This window comes from Hydrogenophaga sp. (genome assembly GCF_030656115.1).
Taxonomy (GTDB): Bacteria; Pseudomonadota; Gammaproteobacteria; order Burkholderiales; family Burkholderiaceae_C; genus Hydrogenophaga.
The window spans coordinates 1-17,462 of sequence record NZ_JAUSOO010000153.1; the positions used below are offsets into that span (position 1 = coordinate 1).

The following is a 17,462-nucleotide window of genomic DNA, read 5'->3' on the forward strand; positions in this document are numbered from 1 at the left end:
ATGTGGTGGCCAATGCGCAGACGGAGCCGCGCGGCACGATCCGCGTGGTGTGCCCGGTCACGCTGGCGCAGACGGTGCTGGCCGACGTGATGCCGATCTACCTCGCGCGGCACCCGCAGATGCGCGTGGAGATGGAGGTGAACAACCGCGTGGTGGATCTGGTGAAGGAAGGCGTGGACGTGGCGTTGCGCGTGCGCCTGTCGCTGGAGGAAAGCGGCAGCCTGGTCATCAAGCGGCTGGACGACGCCCGCTCCGTGCTGGTGGCCAGCCCGGCGCTGCTTGAAAGGCAGGGCACGCCAGTCACCCTTGAAGAAGCGAGCCAGCTCGACAGCGTGGCGATGTCGGCCGCGGATGGACAAGTCAGCGTCCGTCTGACGCATACCCAGGGCCGGGAGGCCGTGCTGCAGTACCGGCCACGCTACATTGCCGACGATCTGCTCACCCTGAAGCGGGCGGTGCTGGGCGGCAGCGGCATGTGCTGGCTGCCGGACTACATGTGCGAGGACGAGTTGCGCGACGGCCGTCTGATGCGCCTGCTGCCGGAATGGTCCATGCCGGTGGGCGTGGTCCACGCGGTGTTTCCCTCGCGCCGCGGCCTGTCGCCGGCGGTGCGCAGTTTTCTGGACTTCCTAGGCGAATACGTGCCGGTGTGCAGCAAACAGCTGCGCCAAGCGCCCATGTAACGGCCACCGAGCCGACCCGACGGTCACCCGTACAATGCGAGCTCGCCGGTTTTCGCCGCCATAGTTCAATGGATAGAACGAGCGCCTCCTAAGCGCTAGATACAGGTTCGATTCCTGTTGGTGGTACCACATTCGACCCCTGCGCGGGTCCACCGGGAGACACCGCATGCACACCGCCCCTCCCCGCTGTTTTGGCACGTCCACCGCCCTCGCCTGCTGCCTCGCAGCCCTCGCCGGTATGGCGCTGCAGCCGCCCAGCGCACAGGCGCAAGCCAAGTTCGTGCAAACGCCCTACAAAAACCCCAAAGCCCTGTTCGACATCTACCTGGACAACCCGGCCAAGATGGGGGCTGCACTGTACTGGCTGCGCTCGTTCATCAACCCGCTGACCGAGGCGCCTTACAGCCTGTTCAACGACGATATGAGCGTGGTCGTGGTACTGCACGGCACCGAGTTGGTGACGGTGGCGAAGAAGAACGAAGCCCAATACGAAGAAGTGGTGCAGCGCATGCGCTACTACGCCGAGCAGGGCGTGAAGTTCAAGGTCTGCGGGCTGGCGCTGCAAGACTTTGGCTACACGCTGGCCGATATGCAGCCCTTCGTGGAAGTGACCCCCTCGGCCATGACCGAGTTGGTGCACTGGCAAAACCAGGGCTATGGCCTGATCACGCCGGTGGTGACGGACAAGCGTTTTTCCATCGACGACATCCGCTGAACAGCGGCGCACAAGCCCATGTCAAGACGCGCAGCGGCTATGTACGCTGGCGCAGTGTGCGGCTCAGCAGGATCACAGGCACCAGGCCCACCAGCACCAGGGTGAGCGCGGGCAACGCCGCTTCGCCCAGGCGCTCGTCGCGCGCCAGCTGGTAGGTCACCACCGCCAGGGTGTCGCTGTTGAACGGGCGCAGCACCAGCGTGGCGGGCAGTTCTTTCATCACATCCACAAACACCAGCAACGCAGCGGCGGCGGTGGATCGTTTCAGCAGTGGCCAGTGCACCCGCGCCGCCAGACCGAAACCGGTGGTGCCCAGCATGCGGGCCGAATCGTCCAGGCTGGCGGGTATGCGCGCATAACCGCTTTGCACCGACTGCAAGGCCACCGCCGTGAAACGCACCAGGTACGCCCACACAATGCCCAACGCCGTGGCGGTGATCCAGTAACCCACGCTGGACTCGGGCCGCAGCATTTGCACCCAGCCCACCGGCAACAAGATGCCCACCACAATCACCGCGCCCGGCACGGCATAACCCAGGCTGGCCAGTTGCACCACGCCACGGGTCACCGGGCCAGGGCGAGCCCGCACCGCAAACGCCAGCGCCAGCGCCAGCGCGGTGGCCAGCGCGGCGCTGAGCCCGGCCAGCCACACGCTGTTGCGCGACCATTGCACAAAGGCGGTCCAGGGCAAGTCGTCCCAGCCGCCGATGAGGGGACGCAACATGAACAGCACCGGCAGCACGAAACCAAACAGAATGGGCAGCACACACACCAACACCGCCAGGGTGGCGCGACCACCGCGCAAACGCACTGGCTGGGCTTCGCTGCTGCCCGCGCGCTGGCCGCGCAGGGTGGCAAAACGCATGCGCTTTTGCGCCCGGTGTTCCAGCCACAGCAACAGCGCCACAGTGGCCAGCAGCATGGTGGCCAGTTGCGCGGCGGCCGAGCGGTTGTCCATGGCCAGCCAGGCTTTGTAGATGCCCGCTGTGAAGGTCTGGATGCCGAAATAGCTGGCCACACCAAAGTCGGCCAGGGTTTCCATGAGCGCCAGCGCCACACCCGCTGCCACGGCGGGGCGCGCCAGCGGCAGCGCCACCTCGCGGATGCGGCGCGACAGCGGCGCCCCCAACAAGCGGGCCGCCTCCATCAGCTGCGAGGCGCGCTCGGTCAGGGCGGTGCGCGCCAGCAGGTACACATAGGGATACAGCGAAAAGGTGAACACCCAGACCGCGCCGGGTGTGTTGCGAATCTCAGGAAATACGCGCCCGCGCCAGCCAAAGGCATCGCGCAAGCCCACCTGCAGCGGTCCGCTGAACTGCAGAAAGTCGGTGTAGGCGTAGGCCACCACATAGGCGGGCATGGCCAGTGGCAGCAGCAACGCCCATTCAAAAATGCGCCGGCCGGGAAAGTCAAACAGCGTGACCGCGCTGGCCGTGCCCATGCCCACCAGCGCCACGCCCACCGCCACACTCAGGCACAGCACCACGGTGGTGAGCGCGTAGTCGGGCAGCACGGTTTGCGCCATCTGGCTCAGCACATCGCGGGCGGCCGCGTCAAACTGCAGCCACGAACCGCCCAGCGACAGCACCGGCAGCGTGAGAAGCAGCGCAATCAGCATCAAGGAAGCCAAGGACAACCAGCGCAACATGGGCAAACCAAAGTTAGGAAGGGGAAAAGCGGTGCGGGCAAACCACCAGCCTACAGGGCACTGGACGGCGGTTGACCCACATCAACACAAATGAGAATTGTAGTTATCTACAATAAGTCCCATGTTTCTGAACGTCTCCCACCTCAGCGTGCAATACCCCGGCCAGCCGCAAGCGGCGGTGGACGGCGTTTCGTTGGGCCTGCGTGCCGGCGACATCGGCGTGCTCATTGGCCCCTCGGGCTGCGGCAAAACCACCCTGCTTCGCGCCGTGGCCGGGCTGGAGCGTGCCAGCAGCGGCAGCATCACCCTGCAAGGCGAAACCGTGAGCGACGGCCAGCACCACATGCCGGCCGAGCAGCGCCGCATTGGCATGGTGTTTCAAGATTACGCACTGTTCCCCCACCTTGAAGTGGGCCGCAACGTGGCCTTTGGCATCCACCGCCTGCCCCGCGCCGAGCGCGACCACCGCGTGGCCGAGGTGCTCAAGCTGGTGGGACTGGACGGCATGCAGGCGCGCTTTCCCCATGAACTCTCGGGCGGACAGCAGCAGCGCGTGGCGCTGGCCCGTGCGCTGGCCCCCAAACCGCGCCTGCTGCTGTTGGATGAGCCGTTTTCCAACCTCGACGTGGACCTGCGTGAGCGCCTGGCCCACGAAGTGCGCGCCATTTTGAAGGCCGCAGGCGCCACCGCGCTGTTCGTCACCCACGACCAGCTCGAAGCATTTGCCATTGGCGACGTGATCGGCGTCATGCACGAGGGCCACCTGCACCAGTGGGACGATGCCTACGCGCTGTACCACCGCCCGGCCACCCGCTTCGTGGCCGAGTTCATTGGCCACGGCGTGTTTGCGCCAGCACAAATACGGCTGGTGGGCAACGAGGTGTCGGTGCAGACGCCACTGGGCGCCCTGCAAGACGTGGAAGAATGCCCGCTGCCCAGCGCCTACGAGGCGGGCCTGTGCGACGTGTTGTTGCGGGCCGACGACATCGTGCACGACGACCATGCGCCGGTGAAGGCGCAAATCGTCCGCAAGGCGTTTCGTGGCTCTGAATTTCTCTACACCTTGCGTCTGATCAGCGGTGAAACGCTGATGACACATGTGCCTTCGCACCACAACCACGCGGTGGGCGAATGGATTGGCATTCGCGCCGAAGTGGACCACGTGGTCACGTTTGCACGCGGCGCGGGCGCCACCTCGGCGCCGGCGCCAGGCGTGGTGCGCCATCCGGCCGACCTGATCGGGCATTGACGGTTTGCCACCGGGCGCGGAACCCTCACGTTCGATGTGCAACACGCCCGTCAGACACCAGCTTTCTTGCCGTCAACGGCCACCGACAGGCATGGTGGCGTAGTTGAACACCAGCCGCACGGAGGCAAACGACACACGGGTTCCGCCCACCGATTCGCGGCCCGCTTCCACACGGACATCCGCCCAATCCGCCGGGCTGTAGCCCAGCATCAGGGTGTGGCGGTTCGACGGCGTGTAAGCGTTCAGCTGCGTTTCGCTGGCCAACAGGCTGGCGCCAGGACCGTTCAGCCGGTGCGAAGCGCTCAGGCGCTCACCGCGCCAACCCAGCTCCCACTGGGGCCGCACATGCCACAGCGCCTCCAGCCAGCCCCCGCGGTTGTTCCCTCGGTAGTCGGCCAAGCCATTGGCCGACTCGATGGCACCCGTCTCATGCCGAAGCCAGCCGGCAGCGGTCAATGTCACGGGCCAAGGCTGCTCGGCATTCAGGCCACTCCATCGCCAGCTGGCTGCGGCCAGTTGGCTGCGGCCGCTGAAACACACCACCTTGTTTAACGCAGCGTCGCACACCGGCGCGCTGTGGCTGTGCCCAGCCGTGCCGCCGATCGCGCTGCCACGCCCTTGGGGCTCGAAGCGAGCGGCCACAGCATCCACCGCCCAAGGGTCTTGCGTCCAGCCCGCATGCAAGCTGGGAGCCGCTCCGCCGTGTGCAGCCCCCGGGAAGGCCTGGCCACGCCAGAGCCCGGCATCCGCGCGCCAAGTGGATGCGCCCATGTCGCGGCGCCAGCCCAGCTGCAGTCCGTCGTCGATCCACTGGTCATTGACCGCCATGCGCACGGCCAACGGCACGAGGCCGAACCGGTCCAGATGGCCTGCACCGCCCAACACAGCGCCCATGGCGGGTTGCTGTCGACCTGCGCTGAACAACCACGTGGCATCGTCGGTGTCGTGTCGGGCCTGCAGCCAGGCCGCCTCCACATGAGCCGGATCGCTGCCGTGCTTGCCCAGCACCCATTGAGCGCCCCAGGTGCCGTCCAGCCGCACCGCCAGCCCCACCGTTCCGTGCTCCAACTGCGTACCACGCAGCGCCGGTCCGGCATCGCCCTGCAGCAAATAGCCGCTCAGGCGTGCAGATGGCAGCACCGCGTCAGCGCTCAGGTGGCGCAAGGCGGCAGCGGCTTCAAACACCACGCCGGGTTCGGTCGGCAGGACATCGTCCACCTCGCCATGCGCAAAGGCCGAACCAGCACACACCGCCAGGCCCACCAAGACAGCCCATCGCATGGCGGACACACCCACGCCATCAAGGTTTGGCGAACGGATCAGAGAACTTGGGATGGGTGAGGAATTCATGGTCGGTCAGTGTTTTGAGGAAGGCGACGATGTCGGCTTTTTCCTGTGCGTTGAGGTCGATGCGGCTGATCAGGTCACTTTTGTTGGGGTTGAGCCGCCCGTCGCCCGCTTGCGGGCCACTGGTGATGTGGCGGCCTCCGGCGGCGTAGAAGTCCAGCACCTCTTCCAGCGAGGCGATGCTGCCATCGTGCATATAGGGCGCGGTCACCTCGATGTTGCGCAAACTCGGCGCCCGGAACAGGCCCCGGTCGCCGGGCTTGTTGGTGAACTCGAACAAACCCTGATTGCCCTCGGGGAAATTGCCGGTTCCCCCAATGTTGTAGAGCCCGGTGTTGTGGAACGGGGTGTCCAGCACCTGGGTGGACGCATGCACCACCTGGTCGTTGAAGTTGAAGCCCGCGTGGCAGTGGAAGCATTCGGCCTTTTCGCCAAAAAACAGGGTCTGGCCGCGTTGCTCGGCAGCGGTCAGGGTTTCCTGGCCACGCTGGCTGCGGTCAAACTTGCTGTTGCCCGACATCAGCGTGCGCTGAAATGCTGAAATGGCCCGCCCGATGTTGCCCCACGACAGCGCATCGGCCTCAGACGGAAAAGCCGCAGCAAACATGGCCGGGTAACGCTGGTCTGTGTTGATGCGCTCCAGCACCTCGGCCTTGTTGTGGTCGTTGATGCCCATTTCCACCGGGTTCTCGCCAAACAATGGCACCTGCAACTGGGCCTCCAGGCTCAGCAGCGACGGGTTGGCCCAGGTCAGCGTGGGATGGTAGGCCGCATTGGCCAGGCTTTGGGCATTGCGGGGGTGCAGCTCGCCGGTGGATCCGCGTGACACGGTCAGCCCGTCGGTGAAAGCCTTGTTTTGGTGGTGACAACTGGCGCAGGCCTGGGTGCCATTGCCCGACAGGCGCTTGTCGTAAAACAGAAACCGCCCCAGCTCTGCCTTGGCTTCGCTCATGGGGTTGCTTTCGGGCACCCGGGGTGCCGGGAAGCCGCTGGGCAGCGCCCAGGCCCACGCACCCGGTTTGCCACCACCCAAGGTGGTATCCACCACGGTGGTGCCGCCGCCTCCACAACCGGCCAGCGTCACCGCTGCCAATGCAGCGGTGAGTCCCACCAGGCCGAGCAGCGTGTGAATCAGACGCCGCCCGTTTTTCATTTGGCGGCCACCTTGAACACCGTTTGCGCCGCACCACCCGCAATGGGCAGACCGTAGTTGGTGGCATCGCCCACCTTGCCAATGGTGTAGGTGGCACCGGTTGCGGCAGTGCCGTCGAAGCCGATTTGCAGCGCCTTGAACACGCCCGTGCATTCAAAGTCGGTCAGGCCAGACATGCAGCCCGTGGGGCCAGACATGTTGGCGGTGGCATCGTTCTCGGCCAGCAGCGCACGCACATCGACGTTGACTTTCTGTGTCTCGGGGTTGAAGGCCGCAAAACGCACTGTGGCGCGGTTGGGTTCGGTGCATTTATCCACCAAACCCGCAGCGGGGTTGGTGCCGGTGCAACCGGTAGAGCCCAAGTGCATGTTGAACACCGACGCAGCCCATTTGCCCGCCGTATCTGCGGGTTCAGCAGCCAGCACATCGGTCAACTCGATCTTGGCAAACTTGCGCCCACCGGCCCACGACCAAGCCATGCCAGGATGGACAGCGTTGTTGATGACGGCGGGGGTTTTGTCCAGCGCTGCCGTCTGGTCGGTGTGGTTGAGCGCAAACGGCACGCCCAGGGTCATGGTCACGCCCACATAGTTGCCCGCAGGCACCGTGCCTTTGAGGCTGGGGTTGGTATCCGTGGTGCCGTTGCAAGCGCCGGTTTTGTCTTCCAGGTCGATCAGCGTGACGCGGTCTGTGCCCACGGTGGCGTTCCAGTTGTTGTTGGCGGGCAATGTCACGGGCACTTCCACACCGTCGGCGCGGATCATGGCCACGTTGCTGACGTAAAAGCGTGCGTCGCGCAAACGGCCATTGGCATTGGTAGTACCCAAGCTGGGAATGGACGCGGTGTCGCAGTTGACAGCGGCACTACCCGCTACCGTGGCGAACTGGATGTCGATGGATTTCGGACTGCTGGGCTCAGCATCGCCGCCACCGCAAGCAGACAACAAGCCAGCGCCAGCCAGCGCAACGGCGATCAGGGAAAAACTGTGTTTCATAAAAATCTCTAGATGAAAAGGATAGATGTGCATGCCCGGCAGGGAACGATTGACAAATCGTTGGCCCAGGCACGCCAAACAAAATACGAAAGAAGGCTCAGACGGCCAGTGGCGGTGCCCGCATGGCGGACATGAGCAGCACCCGCTCCGCGCTGTCGCTGTGGGGGCCGGGGCGAACGTCCCCCTGGTCCAATGGGCTTGTGTGCCCGGGTGCGCGCAGCCGCAGCAGCGGCGGTGCCCACACCATGGCCGTATGCGCCGACGACCAGACACAGGGCTGTGCCAGCCCTTCCAGGTCCGATTCACCACCCGGCGCGCTGTTTTCCAGGGCAACCCATTGCATGCCCTGCGGCGTGCAAATCTCCACCGCTGCCTGGCCCGACCATACCGGCACCACCCACGCGCCCAAGGTGCCGTGCAACGCAGAAAACAGCGTGCACAGCCACAGCAGGTGCAGCCAGCGGCGCACCTGGGCGACCGGCATGGGCAGAAGGCGCACAGACGCCATGGATCAATGCCTGTGTTCGCTCGTTGGGGAAGCCGTGCCAATGCGCCGTGGCGTTTGCACCCAGACCGTCACCGCATGCGTACCCGCCCGCTCAAAACGCAACGTGACAGGAAAGCGATCGCCGTCTTTCAGGGGTGCGTTCAGCTCAAACAGCATCAGGTGGTGCCCATCTTGGGCGCCATGGCGCAGCTTTACCTCGGACTTGGCGGGCAGATCCACCGCGTCGACCGCGCGCATGCGCATCACGTCGCCATCCATTTGCATGCGGTGAATCTCCACCCGAGCGGCCACCGGCGTGCTGGCCGACAGCAGACGGTCGTTTTGCGCACCCCGGTTCCTGATGGCCCTGAAATACACCGTGCCGGTCTTCAGGCCGGGTGCGCTGGGCGTGGCGTAGGGATGGTCGACGCGCAACTCGCCGGCCTTGAAATCATGGGCCAGAACAGGCTCGACGAGCCCAAAGCCCAACAGGCCCAGCAACATGAAGCGCCGGTTCACGCCGCGGCACCCAGCGGTACCACGTTGGCAGCCCATGCGCTGGCCAGGCGGCCCGGCGCAGCGGCAGACCACTCGCGCACCGCGCGGACCGGTCCGCCCTTGCGGCTGCGTGGGGGCAGCAGTTGCGCGAGCGCACGGCACACCGTTTCGGTCTTGGCGTCCACCAACAGCGCCACCTCGCGCAGCGCTGGCAAGGCCTGTCGGATCGCGTCCGCCTCACCAGGCTGGGCGTACCCAAGGGATGTCACGTTCAAACCCATGAGTGCGAGCAAGTGAGCCAAGCGCTGCAACACGCTGCCGGTGCGCAACTGGGCCATGTCTTGGCTGCGTTCCATGTGCTGCAGCAGCGCCTGCTGCAGCAACGGCCGGTGCATGCTGAGGTCTTCCGAACACACCGCCTCCAGCCGGCAGGGCGTAAAGGCACTGGCGCCGAGCTGGTAGGGCTGATCGCACAGGGCCTCGATACCGATCAGATCACCGGGCAGGGCCAACTGCACCGGCTGGCAGACCGGGCCGCTGTGGCGGTCCAAACGCACAATGCCTTGAACCACGCGCCAAACCGGGCCGGATTCACCGGCCAGAAAAACCGATTGCTGGCCGGCACAAACCAGCTCGACAGAAGAAATTGCTGATGTCATGAAATGCTCCTGAGACGGGGCCGGCATTGGTGCCAAGCCACTGAACCTGCGAACCCAAGCGGGGTCGCACCGAAGGTTCAGCTCAGCAGCGGCGGACCACGGGCGCCTGGGCTGGGCGCATTCAGAACATGCCGCGCAGCGGCCAGGTAGGCGGGAGAGGCCCACACACCATCGCCGGCAGGCACGGCGGGCAAGCTGGGCTGCAGCGGCGCAAAGCGCTCCGCCGCCAACGCGCAATGACCACAATGGTCCAGCGCATGCTGCAGATCGCCTGCGTGGCCCGGTTGCGGCAAAGCGCCTCGATCCGCCAGTTGCACCCATTGCATGCCCTGAGCGCTGCAAACCTCGACCCAGTCGCCGGCCACCCGCGTGCTCGCCAGCACGCGCGAGAGCCCGGGCGCGAGCACGGCGAGCAGCATCGCGGCCAGCAGGACGCGGGTCAGCGAACGCTTCAGGTGGGTGGACATGCCAGGGGCGGCAGCTCAGGGCAGGAGGCCAGCGCTCAGCGCAAACCGTCCAGGTACAGCTTGCTGAGCTGTGCGAACTGCTCGGCACTCAAGACCTTGCGCAAGGCTTCGACGCAGCGGTCACGGCCCTTGAAATGCGCCACTTCGGCCTCGGCGATCTGTTGCATCAGCGCCTCGCGTTCAGCCGGAGGCTTGTTGTCCAGGATGGCCATGCGCAACTGGCCGCGCAACTCAACGATCTTCTTCTGCACTGCGATGCGGCCGGGCATGGCCTGTTTGCGGTAGTCCGCCAGCGCCTGGATTTGTTCGGCGCTGAGCTTGAGATCGGCCTCGTAACGCAGGGTGAGCGGCATCAACTCCACCACAGGAATGGCCGCATCGCCGGGCACGTTTTTGGCCACCGCGAGGCTGCCGGTCACCACCAGCGCCAGCAGCATGGCAGCACAGCGCACGGTACGGAAAGTGGTTTTCATTGGGATCTCCAAGGTCACCAAGGTCTATAGGGGTTGGGGGTCTCAATGCTTGTGGCTACCGTGGCCCATGTCGTTCTTCATGGGCGCAGGGCCATTGCCACCGCCCAGCGCGGTCACGGGGGCTTTGATTTCTTGCGTGAAGCGCTTCTTGGCATCGTCTTCAAACACCAGCGTGATGGCCACACTGTCGCCCCCCTTCATTTGTTGTTTCAGGTCCATCAGCATCACGTGGTAGCCGCCCGGCTTGAGCTCCAGGGTGCGGCCTGCCGCCAGGTCCAGACCTGGAATCTGGCGCATTTTCATCACGTCGTTTTCCATCGCCATTTCATGGATTTCAACCACGCCGGCCACAGGCGACTGGGCCGCCACCAGGCGGGCATTGGCCGAGGGCGTCAGGCGCATGAATGCGCCGGTGGCCTTTTGGGTGGAGACGGTGCCGCGCACCCAGGCGTCTTCTACTTTGACGGTGGTCTGGGCCCAGGCGCTGGCAGTGACGGCGAGCAAGGCGGTGATGAGCAATTTTTTCATGGTGACTCCTGTTGAAAGGGGAAAAAAGGAAAGAGAACGGTGCAACTCAGTGGGTCTTTTCGGCAAGCAACTTTTTGATGTCGAAGGCGTAGTCGTCGGCGCTCTGCTCGTGTCGCAGTGCCAGGCGCAAACGGCCCTGACGGTCAAACAGATAGGTCAGTGCCGTGTGGTCCATGGTGTAGCTGCTGCCGGTCGGAATCTTTTTGAAGAACACCCGAAATTCATCGGCCGCAGCCTTGATCTGCGCGGTGTCACCGGTCAGCGCCATGAATGAAGCGTCGAAGGCGGCCATGTACTCGCGCAACAAAGCCGGCGTGTCGCGCTCTGGGTCCACCGTCACAAACAGCAGTTGCACCTGGGCGGCGTCAGGCCCGAGCTGTTGCATCACGGCCGAAGCCCGTGTCAGCGCCGTCGGACACACATCGGGGCACTGCACAAAGCCGAAATACAGCATCACCACCTGGCCACGGTAATCGGCCAGGGTTCGCGGCTGGCCGTTGAAGTCGGTCAGGGCAAAGTCGCGGCCATACGGAGCGCCTGAGATATCGATGCCCTTGAAGCCCGCAGAGCCACCGGTGACAGAAGGACCATCGCACGCAGCCAACAACCCACTACAGACCACCGCACCCAACCACACGGCGGCCGAGCGGCGGCTCAGTCCGTGTTGCGCCTGCGGCGCCTTAGAAACCCAATGAGGCATGGGGCCTCCCTAAAAATCGTGAAACACACGCAGCACCCGCGAAAGGTGTGCGACCGTGGTGATTTCAGGTGGCGAGAGGAGGCGCTCGGGCGTGGGCAACGGCCCAAACCCCCGCGAGCGCGGCGGCGTAGAAAAAGGCGGGAGGGCGCTCCGTCTGGCGCGGCGGTGCTTCGGCCGCATCGACCGATGGCGGCAAGCCTGCCGCCCCACCGTGCAGGCTGCACCAGGCGCAGTGCATAGAAGCGTCGGACATTGGCGCGCTGTGCCCGCTGCTCTGCGGGTCTGCGGCGTCCAAACCGGTGTCGGCCTTGACCCAGACCATGCCGCTGGCACTGCACACCTCGACCCATTGAGCCCCGTCAGACGAGGCCACCACCGCCTGCGCCAGCGTAGGCGCCAGCGCGCTCAACACCATGGCGAGCATGGCCAGCCAGGCGGTGAATCGGCGGTGGACACGGGTCAAAGACATCTTCGCAGTGTATCAGCGTGCGCAGTCTTGCAAGCCCTGCGGGCCGTGTTGCCTGCGCGACGCCTGCACCAGCCAAGCCCGAACTACCATCGCGTCACCCATCCAACCAACGGAGACAACCGATGCTCACACTCTGCGGCTTCGCGGCCAGCAACTACTACAACAAGGTCAAACTTGCCCTGCTTGAAAAAGGCGTGCCGTTTGAAGAAGAGCTAGCCTGGGTGGGCCAGACCGACACCGACGCCAGCCCTCTCGGCAAGGTGCCCTACCTGAAAACCGACGAGGGAACGCTCTGCGAGTCCACCGTGATGCTGGAATATATTGAGGCCAAATATCCGCAGCATCCGCTGCTGCCAGCCGACCCCTTTGCGGCCGCCAAGGTGCGCGAATTGCTGCGCTACCTGGAACTGCACCTGGAACTGGTGGCGCGCAACCTGTACCCCGAGGCCTTTTTTGGCGGCAAGGTGAGCGACAGCACCAAGGAAAAGACGGGCCAGCAACTGGAGAAAAACGTGGCCGCCTTTGCCAAACTGACCCGGTTTTCGCCCTTCATTGCCGGCGATACCTTCACCCTGGCCGACTGCGCTGCACTGGTGCATCTGCCGCTGGTGGGCAGCGCCACCAAGATCATTTATGGCCGGGACTACCTGGCCGATTTGCCGGTACGCGCCTACCTTAAACACCTGGGCGAACGCCCCACGGTGCAGCGCGTGGGCGCTGACCGCAAGGCCAATACCGAACTGATGCTGCAACGCATGAAGGCCTGAGAAGCTTCAGCAGGGCAGCTGGCCAGATAGCTCAACGCGGGGGTGGGTCGGGCTGCAACAGCCGCTCCACCTCAGCGTGCAGGTCTTGCGCCCAGGTCCGGCGATCACGGCCGTTGTGGGTCTGCGACTCGCCGTAAACCACCACCGCTTGCAGGTTGTTGGCGCGCAGGGTGGTCCAGATCGATGCGATCAACGTGGTGTCACCGATGAAGACGGGGGCATGGCTGCGCTGGCCGCTGGCTCCATCCACAAACCGCAATGCCACCGGCACCACCGGCGCGTGGACCGCGATGGCAGCCTGAAATACGTTGGCATGAAAGGGCAGCATCGCGCGGCCATCGCCAGTGGTGCCTTCGGGGAAGACGGCCAGTATGTCGTGCGCCTGTAGCCGCTCGGCCATGTGGTGCACCACGCGCATGGCGTCGCGTCGGCTTTCGCGTTCAATGTAAAGCGTACCGGCCCCGGTGATGAGCGCGCCCAGCAACGGCCAATGTTTCACATCGGCCTTGGACACAAAGCGGGCGGGTTGCGCGGCGTTCATCACCAGAATATCAAGCCACGACACGTGGTTGGCCACCAGCAGCGCCGGACCTTGAGCGGGCGGTGTACCGCGCACCACCAGCGTCACGCCCATGATGTCCATCATCTGACGCGACCAAGCGCGCACCAGCAGTTGGGTTTGCGCTGGCGAGAGTTGGGCAAACTCGCTGCGGACGATCCACAGCCCGCGCAGCACGTGACCCAGGGCCCGTAGCGCGCGCCCCGTGGCGCGCAAACGGCTCACGCGGCGGTGGCCAGTACGGTGCCCGGGGCCAGGTGGGCCAATTGCCCACCCACCAGCGTTGCGCGCACCGACACCGGCATTTCATGCCCTTCAAAGGGCGTGTGCTTGCCTTGGCTGCGCAACGCGCTGCGCTGCACCGTCCAGCCCTGGTCAGGATCGAACACACACAAGTCGGCCACGCCGCCAACCGCCAGCCGGCCCACGCTGGCTTGCAGCGTACCCAGGCTGGTACCCAGCACCGCCTGCGGCCCGCTGGTGAGCACGGTCAACGCTTGCATGAGGCTGCGGCCGTCTTGCTGCGCCCACTTGCAGGCGAGACCCAGCAACAATTCCACGGCGGTGGCACCGGGTTCGGCTTCGGCAAACGGCAGAATCTTGGCATCGCTGTCCACAGGGTTGTGATCCGATACCAAGGCGTCAATCGTGCCGTCGGCCAGACCTGCGCGCAGCGCGTCGCGGTCGCGTTGCTGGCGCACCGGTGGCTGCAGGCGCAGGCGGCTGTCGTAAAAGCCAATGTCCACATCGGTCAGGTGCAGGTTGTGCACGCTCACATCGCAGGTGACTGGCAGGCCCTCGGCCTTGGCCTGGCGCACCAGGGCCAGACCGCCCGCGCTGCTGATGCGGCACAGGTGCACGCGCGCACCCGTGCTGCCCGCTGGCTTGCCCTGCACCGCGCGCATGAGTTCAAACAGGGTGTGCAGCGCAATGGTTTCGGCCGCCGCCGGAATGCCCGACAAGCCCAGCCGCGTGGCCAGCGGGCCGCTGGCGGCCACGCCTTTGCCCAGCCAGAAATCTTGCGGGCGCAGCCACACGGTGTAGCCAAACGTGGCCGCGTATTGCAGGGCACGCTGCAGCACCTGCACGTTGACAATGGGCACCTCGGCCTGACCGAAGCCAATACAACCGGATTCGGTCAACTCGGCCATTTCGGTCAGCACCTCGCCCTTGAGGCCGCGCGTGAGCGCACCCAGCGGAAACACCCGCGCCAGATGCAGCTTTTCAGCGCGGAACTTGAGCATGTCCACCAGACCAGGCTCGTCCAGCACGGGGTCGGTGTCGGGCGGGCACACCAACGAGGTGACGCCACCGGCCACCGCTGCAGCCATTTCGCTCTCCAGCATGCCGGCGTGCTCCTGGCCGGGTTCGCGCAGCCGCACCGACAAGTCCACCAGGCCGGGCACCACCACGCACCCGCTGGCATCAATGATGCGGTTGGGCTGGAACTCGGGTGCAACCTGCCCGATGGCAATGATGCGGCCTGCGGCAATGGCCACGTCGGCCAGTTCGTCGCGGCCCGTGGCAGGGTCAATGACGCGACCATTCTGAATCAGGATTTTCATTTTCTCGTCCTCATGCGTCGTGGCTGGCCACGATGCTCATCACCGCCATGCGCACCGCGATGCCGAATGTGACCTGCGGCAGGATCACACTCTGCGGTCCGTCCACCACGGCGGAATCGATCTCGACCCCACGGTTGATCGGGCCGGGGTGCATCACGATGGCATCGGGTTTGGCCCAGCGCAGACGCTCGGGTGTGAGGCCAAAGCTCTTGAAGTATTCCTGGCTGGAGGGCAGCAGCGCGCCGCTCATGCGCTCGTTTTGCAAGCGCAGGGTGATCACCACATCGCAGTCTTTGATGCCCTCCTCCAGCGTATGGCACACGCGCACGCCCATGTGCGAGAGGTCGCTGGGCACCAGGGTGCGCGGACCGACCACGCGCACATCGGGACAGCCCAGCGTGGTCAGCGCGTGGATGTCGGAGCGCGCCACGCGCGAGTGCAACACGTCGCCCACAATGGCTACCGACAGCTGGGTAAAGTCTTTCTTGTAGTGCCTGATGGTGTACATGTCCAGCAGGCCCTGCGTGGGGTGCGCATGGCGGCCATCGCCCGCGTTGACCACGTGCACATGCGGGGCCACGTGCTGGGCAATGAGGTAGGGCGCACCCGACTCGCTGTGGCGCACCACGAAGATGTCAGCGGCCATCGCGCTCAGGTTGGCGATGGTGTCCAGCAGGCTTTCGCCTTTGGAGGCGGACGAGCGCGCAATGTCGAGGTTGATGACGTCGGCACTCAGGCGTGTGGCCGCGATCTCGAAGGTGGTGCGGGTGCGGGTGCTGTTTTCAAAAAACAGGTTGAACACACTCTTGCCACGCAGCAGCGGCACTTTTTTCACATCGCGGCTGCTCACGCTCACAAAGTTGGTTGCGGTGTTCAGGATGTTGGTGAGGATGTCGCGCGACAAGCCTTCGGTGGACAGCAAGTGAATAAGCTCGCCATTTTTGTTGAGCTGGGGATTGCGTGGCACGGTCAGCCCCCCTTTCTTTCCAGCACGAAGCTCAAGCGTCCGCTGCTGTCGCACGCCAGTTCCAGCAACTGGTCTTCAGGCAAGCTCAGTGTGGCGGCAGACACATCGGCCTCAATGGGCAGTTCACGTCCACCACGGTCCACCAGCACCGCCAGCTTCACGCTGGCGGGTCGGCCGTAATCAAACAGCTCGTTGATCACCGCACGCAAGGTGCGCCCGGTGTAGAGCACATCGTCCACCAGCAGCACATGGGCACCGTTCACATCAAACGGCAGCACCGTTTGCGCGCTGAGCGCCAGGCCACGCTGCGCAAAGTCGTCGCGGTGCATGCTTGATGAGATCACGCCGGCGTCACCCTCCAGGCCCAGATCCTGTTGCAAGCGCACAGCCAGCCAAGCACCACCCGAGGTGATGCCCGCTAGGTAAACGGGCTGCGGCGCAACCGCCAGAAGCTTTTTCACGCCGCGCAAGAGCTCGGTATAGAGCGCTTCAGCGTCGAGCTGAATCGATTGGGTCAAGGCAAACTCCTCAAAAACTGTTCCAAAATAATGCAGGCTGATGCGGCATCGGCGTCTTTGGCACCCAGGGCATGGGCTTCGGTGGTGCTGTAACGCTCGTCCACCTCAAACACCGGCAGGCCGTAGCGACCTCGCAGCTGCCGGGCAAACTTCAGGGCACGGGCGGTGTTTTCGTGCGCCGCGCCGTCGGGGTGGTAGGGCACACCCACCACCAGAGCGTCGGGCTGCCATTCCTGGATGCGCGCGGCAATCGGTGCAAAGCGGGCGTCGCCCAAGGCCTGGATGGTGGCTTGGGGTGTGGCGGTGCCGGTCAGGCGGTTGCCACTGGCCACGCCGGTACGTTTAAGACCGAAGTCAAAAGCCAGAAAACGCTGGCAACGGGCCGAAACCTCTACCACCATCATGCGTGGCCTGCATCGGGCGAGAGCATCCACGGCTGCAGGCCCAGCAGGGCCATGGCCCGCTCGTAGCGCTCGGCCACCGGCGCGTCAAAAATCAGGCTCGGGTCGGCTTCCACGGTCAGCCAGCTGTTTTCGGTGATTTCGGATTCCAGCTGACCCTGGGCCCAGGAGGCATAACCCAACGTCACAAACACCTTGCGCGGACCAGCGCCCGAGGCCATGGCTTCAAGCACGTCTTTGGACGTGGTCATCTCCAGACCACCCGGAATGGACAAGGTAGAGGCGTACACCGACTCACCGTCACCGCCGGCCACGGCTTCGTGCAGCACAAAACCCCGCTCAGTTTGCACCGGACCGCCCTGAAACACCGGTTGCAAGGCCAGATCGCTGCGACCCATGGTGAGGTCCACTTTTTCAAACAAACGGGGCAACAAGATGTCGCTGGGCTTGTTGATCACCAAGCCAAGTGCCCCGCGCTCACTGTGTTCGCACATGAACACCACGCTGCGGCCAAATAGCGCATCGCTGAGATTGGGCATCGCAATCAGAAAGTGATTGGTCAGATTGATGGGGGCAAAATCAGCAAGCATGCGGTGATTTTAAGCCGCCCACCC

At 64.7% G+C, this 17,462-nt stretch carries 22 protein-coding genes and 1 tRNA gene; 5 read left to right on the forward strand and 18 right to left on the reverse strand.

Annotated elements, in window-relative coordinates:
- From Q7J58_RS20215 to Q7J58_RS20225, 3 genes are all read left to right on the forward strand, one after another.
- On the forward strand, nt 1-683 hold a 683-nt coding region (locus tag Q7J58_RS20215; protein ID WP_304831574.1), incomplete at its 5' end, for a LysR substrate-binding domain-containing protein.
- Nucleotides 684-737: 54 nt separating this feature from the next.
- Nucleotides 738-812 (forward strand) — tRNA-Arg (locus Q7J58_RS20220).
- A 37-nt stretch (nt 813-849) separates the two neighbouring features.
- Entirely contained in the window at nt 850-1,398 is a 549-nt protein-coding gene (locus Q7J58_RS20225; protein ID WP_304831576.1) for a DsrE family protein, read from the forward strand.
- A gap of 37 nt (nt 1,399-1,435) precedes the next feature.
- On the opposite strand, the gene Q7J58_RS20230 is transcribed toward Q7J58_RS20225, so the two are convergent.
- Nucleotides 1,436-3,046 (reverse strand): iron ABC transporter permease, encoded by a 1,611-nt coding sequence (locus tag Q7J58_RS20230; RefSeq protein ID WP_304831578.1) that lies wholly within the window; start codon nt 3,044-3,046, stop codon nt 1,436-1,438.
- A 121-nt stretch (nt 3,047-3,167) separates the two neighbouring features.
- On the opposite strand from Q7J58_RS20230, the gene Q7J58_RS20235 reads away from it, so the two are divergent.
- Nucleotides 3,168-4,295, forward strand: coding sequence for an ABC transporter ATP-binding protein (locus Q7J58_RS20235; RefSeq protein ID WP_304831580.1), 1,128 nt, complete (start codon nt 3,168-3,170; stop codon nt 4,293-4,295).
- Nucleotides 4,296-4,367: 72 nt separating this feature from the next.
- On the opposite strand, the gene Q7J58_RS20240 is transcribed toward Q7J58_RS20235, so the two are convergent.
- The 11 genes from Q7J58_RS20240 to Q7J58_RS20290 all read right to left on the reverse strand — a co-directional run bounded on the left by Q7J58_RS20240 (nt 4,368) and on the right by Q7J58_RS20290 (nt 12,071).
- Nucleotides 4,368-5,576: a hypothetical protein gene (locus Q7J58_RS20240; RefSeq protein WP_304831582.1), complete on the reverse strand. Its 1,209-nt coding sequence runs from the start codon at nt 5,574-5,576 to the stop codon at nt 4,368-4,370.
- Nucleotides 5,577-5,595: 19 nt separating this feature from the next.
- A complete protein-coding gene (locus tag Q7J58_RS20245; protein ID WP_304831584.1) occupies nt 5,596-6,795 on the reverse strand; it encodes a methanobactin export MATE transporter MbnM in 1,200 nt (399 codons plus the stop codon).
- Nucleotides 6,792-7,790, reverse strand: coding sequence for an MbnP family copper-binding protein (locus Q7J58_RS20250; protein WP_304831586.1), 999 nt, complete (start codon nt 7,788-7,790; stop codon nt 6,792-6,794). The genes Q7J58_RS20245 and Q7J58_RS20250 overlap by 4 nt, the downstream gene beginning before the upstream one ends.
- A gap of 97 nt (nt 7,791-7,887) precedes the next feature.
- A complete protein-coding gene (locus tag Q7J58_RS20255) occupies nt 7,888-8,298 on the reverse strand; it encodes a hypothetical protein (RefSeq protein WP_304831588.1) in 411 nt (136 codons plus the stop codon).
- A gap of 3 nt (nt 8,299-8,301) precedes the next feature.
- Nucleotides 8,302-8,796, reverse strand: a complete 495-nt coding sequence (locus Q7J58_RS20260) for a copper chaperone PCu(A)C (RefSeq protein WP_304831590.1) — start codon at nt 8,794-8,796, stop codon at nt 8,302-8,304.
- Nucleotides 8,793-9,434: a hypothetical protein gene (locus tag Q7J58_RS20265; protein WP_304831592.1), complete on the reverse strand. Its 642-nt coding sequence runs from the start codon at nt 9,432-9,434 to the stop codon at nt 8,793-8,795. The genes Q7J58_RS20260 and Q7J58_RS20265 overlap by 4 nt, the downstream gene beginning before the upstream one ends.
- Nucleotides 9,435-9,511: 77 nt before the next feature.
- Nucleotides 9,512-9,901, reverse strand: a complete 390-nt coding sequence (locus Q7J58_RS20270; RefSeq protein ID WP_304831594.1) for a DUF2946 family protein — start codon at nt 9,899-9,901, stop codon at nt 9,512-9,514.
- A gap of 35 nt (nt 9,902-9,936) precedes the next feature.
- Entirely contained in the window at nt 9,937-10,374 is a 438-nt protein-coding gene (locus Q7J58_RS20275; RefSeq protein ID WP_304831596.1) for a Spy/CpxP family protein refolding chaperone, read from the reverse strand.
- Nucleotides 10,375-10,416: 42 nt separating this feature from the next.
- Nucleotides 10,417-10,902 (reverse strand): copper chaperone PCu(A)C, encoded by a 486-nt coding sequence (locus tag Q7J58_RS20280; RefSeq protein ID WP_304831598.1) that lies wholly within the window; start codon nt 10,900-10,902, stop codon nt 10,417-10,419.
- Nucleotides 10,903-10,948: 46 nt separating this feature from the next.
- Nucleotides 10,949-11,602 (reverse strand): SCO family protein, encoded by a 654-nt coding sequence (locus tag Q7J58_RS20285; protein WP_304831600.1) that lies wholly within the window; start codon nt 11,600-11,602, stop codon nt 10,949-10,951.
- 64 nt (nt 11,603-11,666) lie between these two features.
- Complete coding sequence (locus Q7J58_RS20290) at nt 11,667-12,071, reverse strand: DUF2946 domain-containing protein (protein WP_304831601.1); 405 nt, start codon at nt 12,069-12,071, stop codon at nt 11,667-11,669.
- Nucleotides 12,072-12,193: 122 nt separating this feature from the next.
- Between Q7J58_RS20290 and Q7J58_RS20295 the strand changes: the two genes are divergently transcribed.
- Nucleotides 12,194-12,838: a glutathione S-transferase gene (locus tag Q7J58_RS20295; protein ID WP_304831603.1), complete on the forward strand. Its 645-nt coding sequence runs from the start codon at nt 12,194-12,196 to the stop codon at nt 12,836-12,838.
- 31 nt (nt 12,839-12,869) lie between these two features.
- On the opposite strand, the gene Q7J58_RS20300 is transcribed toward Q7J58_RS20295, so the two are convergent.
- From Q7J58_RS20300 to Q7J58_RS20325, 6 genes are read right to left on the reverse strand one after another with little or no spacing between them, the layout of a single operon-like run.
- Nucleotides 12,870-13,622, reverse strand: coding sequence for a lysophospholipid acyltransferase family protein (locus tag Q7J58_RS20300; RefSeq protein WP_304831605.1), 753 nt, complete (start codon nt 13,620-13,622; stop codon nt 12,870-12,872).
- Nucleotides 13,619-14,962: a dihydroorotase gene (locus Q7J58_RS20305; RefSeq protein ID WP_304831607.1), complete on the reverse strand. Its 1,344-nt coding sequence runs from the start codon at nt 14,960-14,962 to the stop codon at nt 13,619-13,621. The genes Q7J58_RS20300 and Q7J58_RS20305 overlap by 4 nt, the downstream gene beginning before the upstream one ends.
- Nucleotides 14,963-14,972: 10 nt before the next feature.
- Entirely contained in the window at nt 14,973-15,935 is a 963-nt protein-coding gene (locus Q7J58_RS20310) for an aspartate carbamoyltransferase catalytic subunit (protein WP_304831647.1), read from the reverse strand.
- Nucleotides 15,932-16,447 (reverse strand): bifunctional pyr operon transcriptional regulator/uracil phosphoribosyltransferase PyrR, encoded by a 516-nt coding sequence (pyrR, locus tag Q7J58_RS20315; RefSeq protein WP_304831609.1) that lies wholly within the window; start codon nt 16,445-16,447, stop codon nt 15,932-15,934. The genes Q7J58_RS20310 and pyrR overlap by 4 nt, the downstream gene beginning before the upstream one ends.
- Nucleotides 16,444-16,851: a Holliday junction resolvase RuvX gene (gene ruvX / locus Q7J58_RS20320; RefSeq protein ID WP_304831611.1), complete on the reverse strand. Its 408-nt coding sequence runs from the start codon at nt 16,849-16,851 to the stop codon at nt 16,444-16,446. Before ruvX ends, pyrR begins: the two co-directional genes overlap by 4 nt.
- Complete coding sequence (locus Q7J58_RS20325) at nt 16,848-17,438, reverse strand: YqgE/AlgH family protein (RefSeq protein ID WP_304831613.1); 591 nt, start codon at nt 17,436-17,438, stop codon at nt 16,848-16,850. The genes ruvX and Q7J58_RS20325 overlap by 4 nt, the downstream gene beginning before the upstream one ends.
- Nucleotides 17,439-17,462 lie beyond the last annotated feature (24 nt).

Excerpts from the sequence above, each read along its gene's own strand:
- Q7J58_RS20225 (WP_304831576.1), top strand. The coding sequence starts at position 850 with ATGCACACCGCCCCTCCCCGCTGTTTTGGCACGTCCACCGCCCTCGCC.
- Q7J58_RS20230 (WP_304831578.1), bottom strand. The coding sequence starts at position 3,046 with ATGTTGCGCTGGTTGTCCTTGGCTTCCTTGATGCTGATTGCGCTGCTT.
- Q7J58_RS20235 (WP_304831580.1), top strand. The coding sequence starts at position 3,168 with ATGTTTCTGAACGTCTCCCACCTCAGCGTGCAATACCCCGGCCAGCCG.
- Q7J58_RS20240 (WP_304831582.1), bottom strand. The coding sequence starts at position 5,576 with ATGCGATGGGCTGTCTTGGTGGGCCTGGCGGTGTGTGCTGGTTCGGCC.
- Q7J58_RS20245 (WP_304831584.1), bottom strand. The coding sequence starts at position 6,795 with ATGAAAAACGGGCGGCGTCTGATTCACACGCTGCTCGGCCTGGTGGGA.
- Q7J58_RS20250 (WP_304831586.1), bottom strand. The coding sequence starts at position 7,790 with ATGAAACACAGTTTTTCCCTGATCGCCGTTGCGCTGGCTGGCGCTGGC.
- Q7J58_RS20255 (WP_304831588.1), bottom strand. The coding sequence starts at position 8,298 with ATGGCGTCTGTGCGCCTTCTGCCCATGCCGGTCGCCCAGGTGCGCCGC.
- Q7J58_RS20265 (WP_304831592.1), bottom strand. The coding sequence starts at position 9,434 with ATGACATCAGCAATTTCTTCTGTCGAGCTGGTTTGTGCCGGCCAGCAA.
- Q7J58_RS20270 (WP_304831594.1), bottom strand. The coding sequence starts at position 9,901 with ATGTCCACCCACCTGAAGCGTTCGCTGACCCGCGTCCTGCTGGCCGCG.
- Q7J58_RS20275 (WP_304831596.1), bottom strand. The coding sequence starts at position 10,374 with ATGAAAACCACTTTCCGTACCGTGCGCTGTGCTGCCATGCTGCTGGCG.
- Q7J58_RS20280 (WP_304831598.1), bottom strand. The coding sequence starts at position 10,902 with ATGAAAAAATTGCTCATCACCGCCTTGCTCGCCGTCACTGCCAGCGCC.
- Q7J58_RS20285 (WP_304831600.1), bottom strand. The coding sequence starts at position 11,602 with ATGCCTCATTGGGTTTCTAAGGCGCCGCAGGCGCAACACGGACTGAGC.
- Q7J58_RS20290 (WP_304831601.1), bottom strand. The coding sequence starts at position 12,071 with ATGTCTTTGACCCGTGTCCACCGCCGATTCACCGCCTGGCTGGCCATG.
- Q7J58_RS20295 (WP_304831603.1), top strand. The coding sequence starts at position 12,194 with ATGCTCACACTCTGCGGCTTCGCGGCCAGCAACTACTACAACAAGGTC.
- Q7J58_RS20305 (WP_304831607.1), bottom strand. The coding sequence starts at position 14,962 with ATGAAAATCCTGATTCAGAATGGTCGCGTCATTGACCCTGCCACGGGC.
- ruvX (WP_304831611.1), bottom strand. The coding sequence starts at position 16,851 with ATGATGGTGGTAGAGGTTTCGGCCCGTTGCCAGCGTTTTCTGGCTTTT.
- Q7J58_RS20325 (WP_304831613.1), bottom strand. The coding sequence starts at position 17,438 with ATGCTTGCTGATTTTGCCCCCATCAATCTGACCAATCACTTTCTGATT.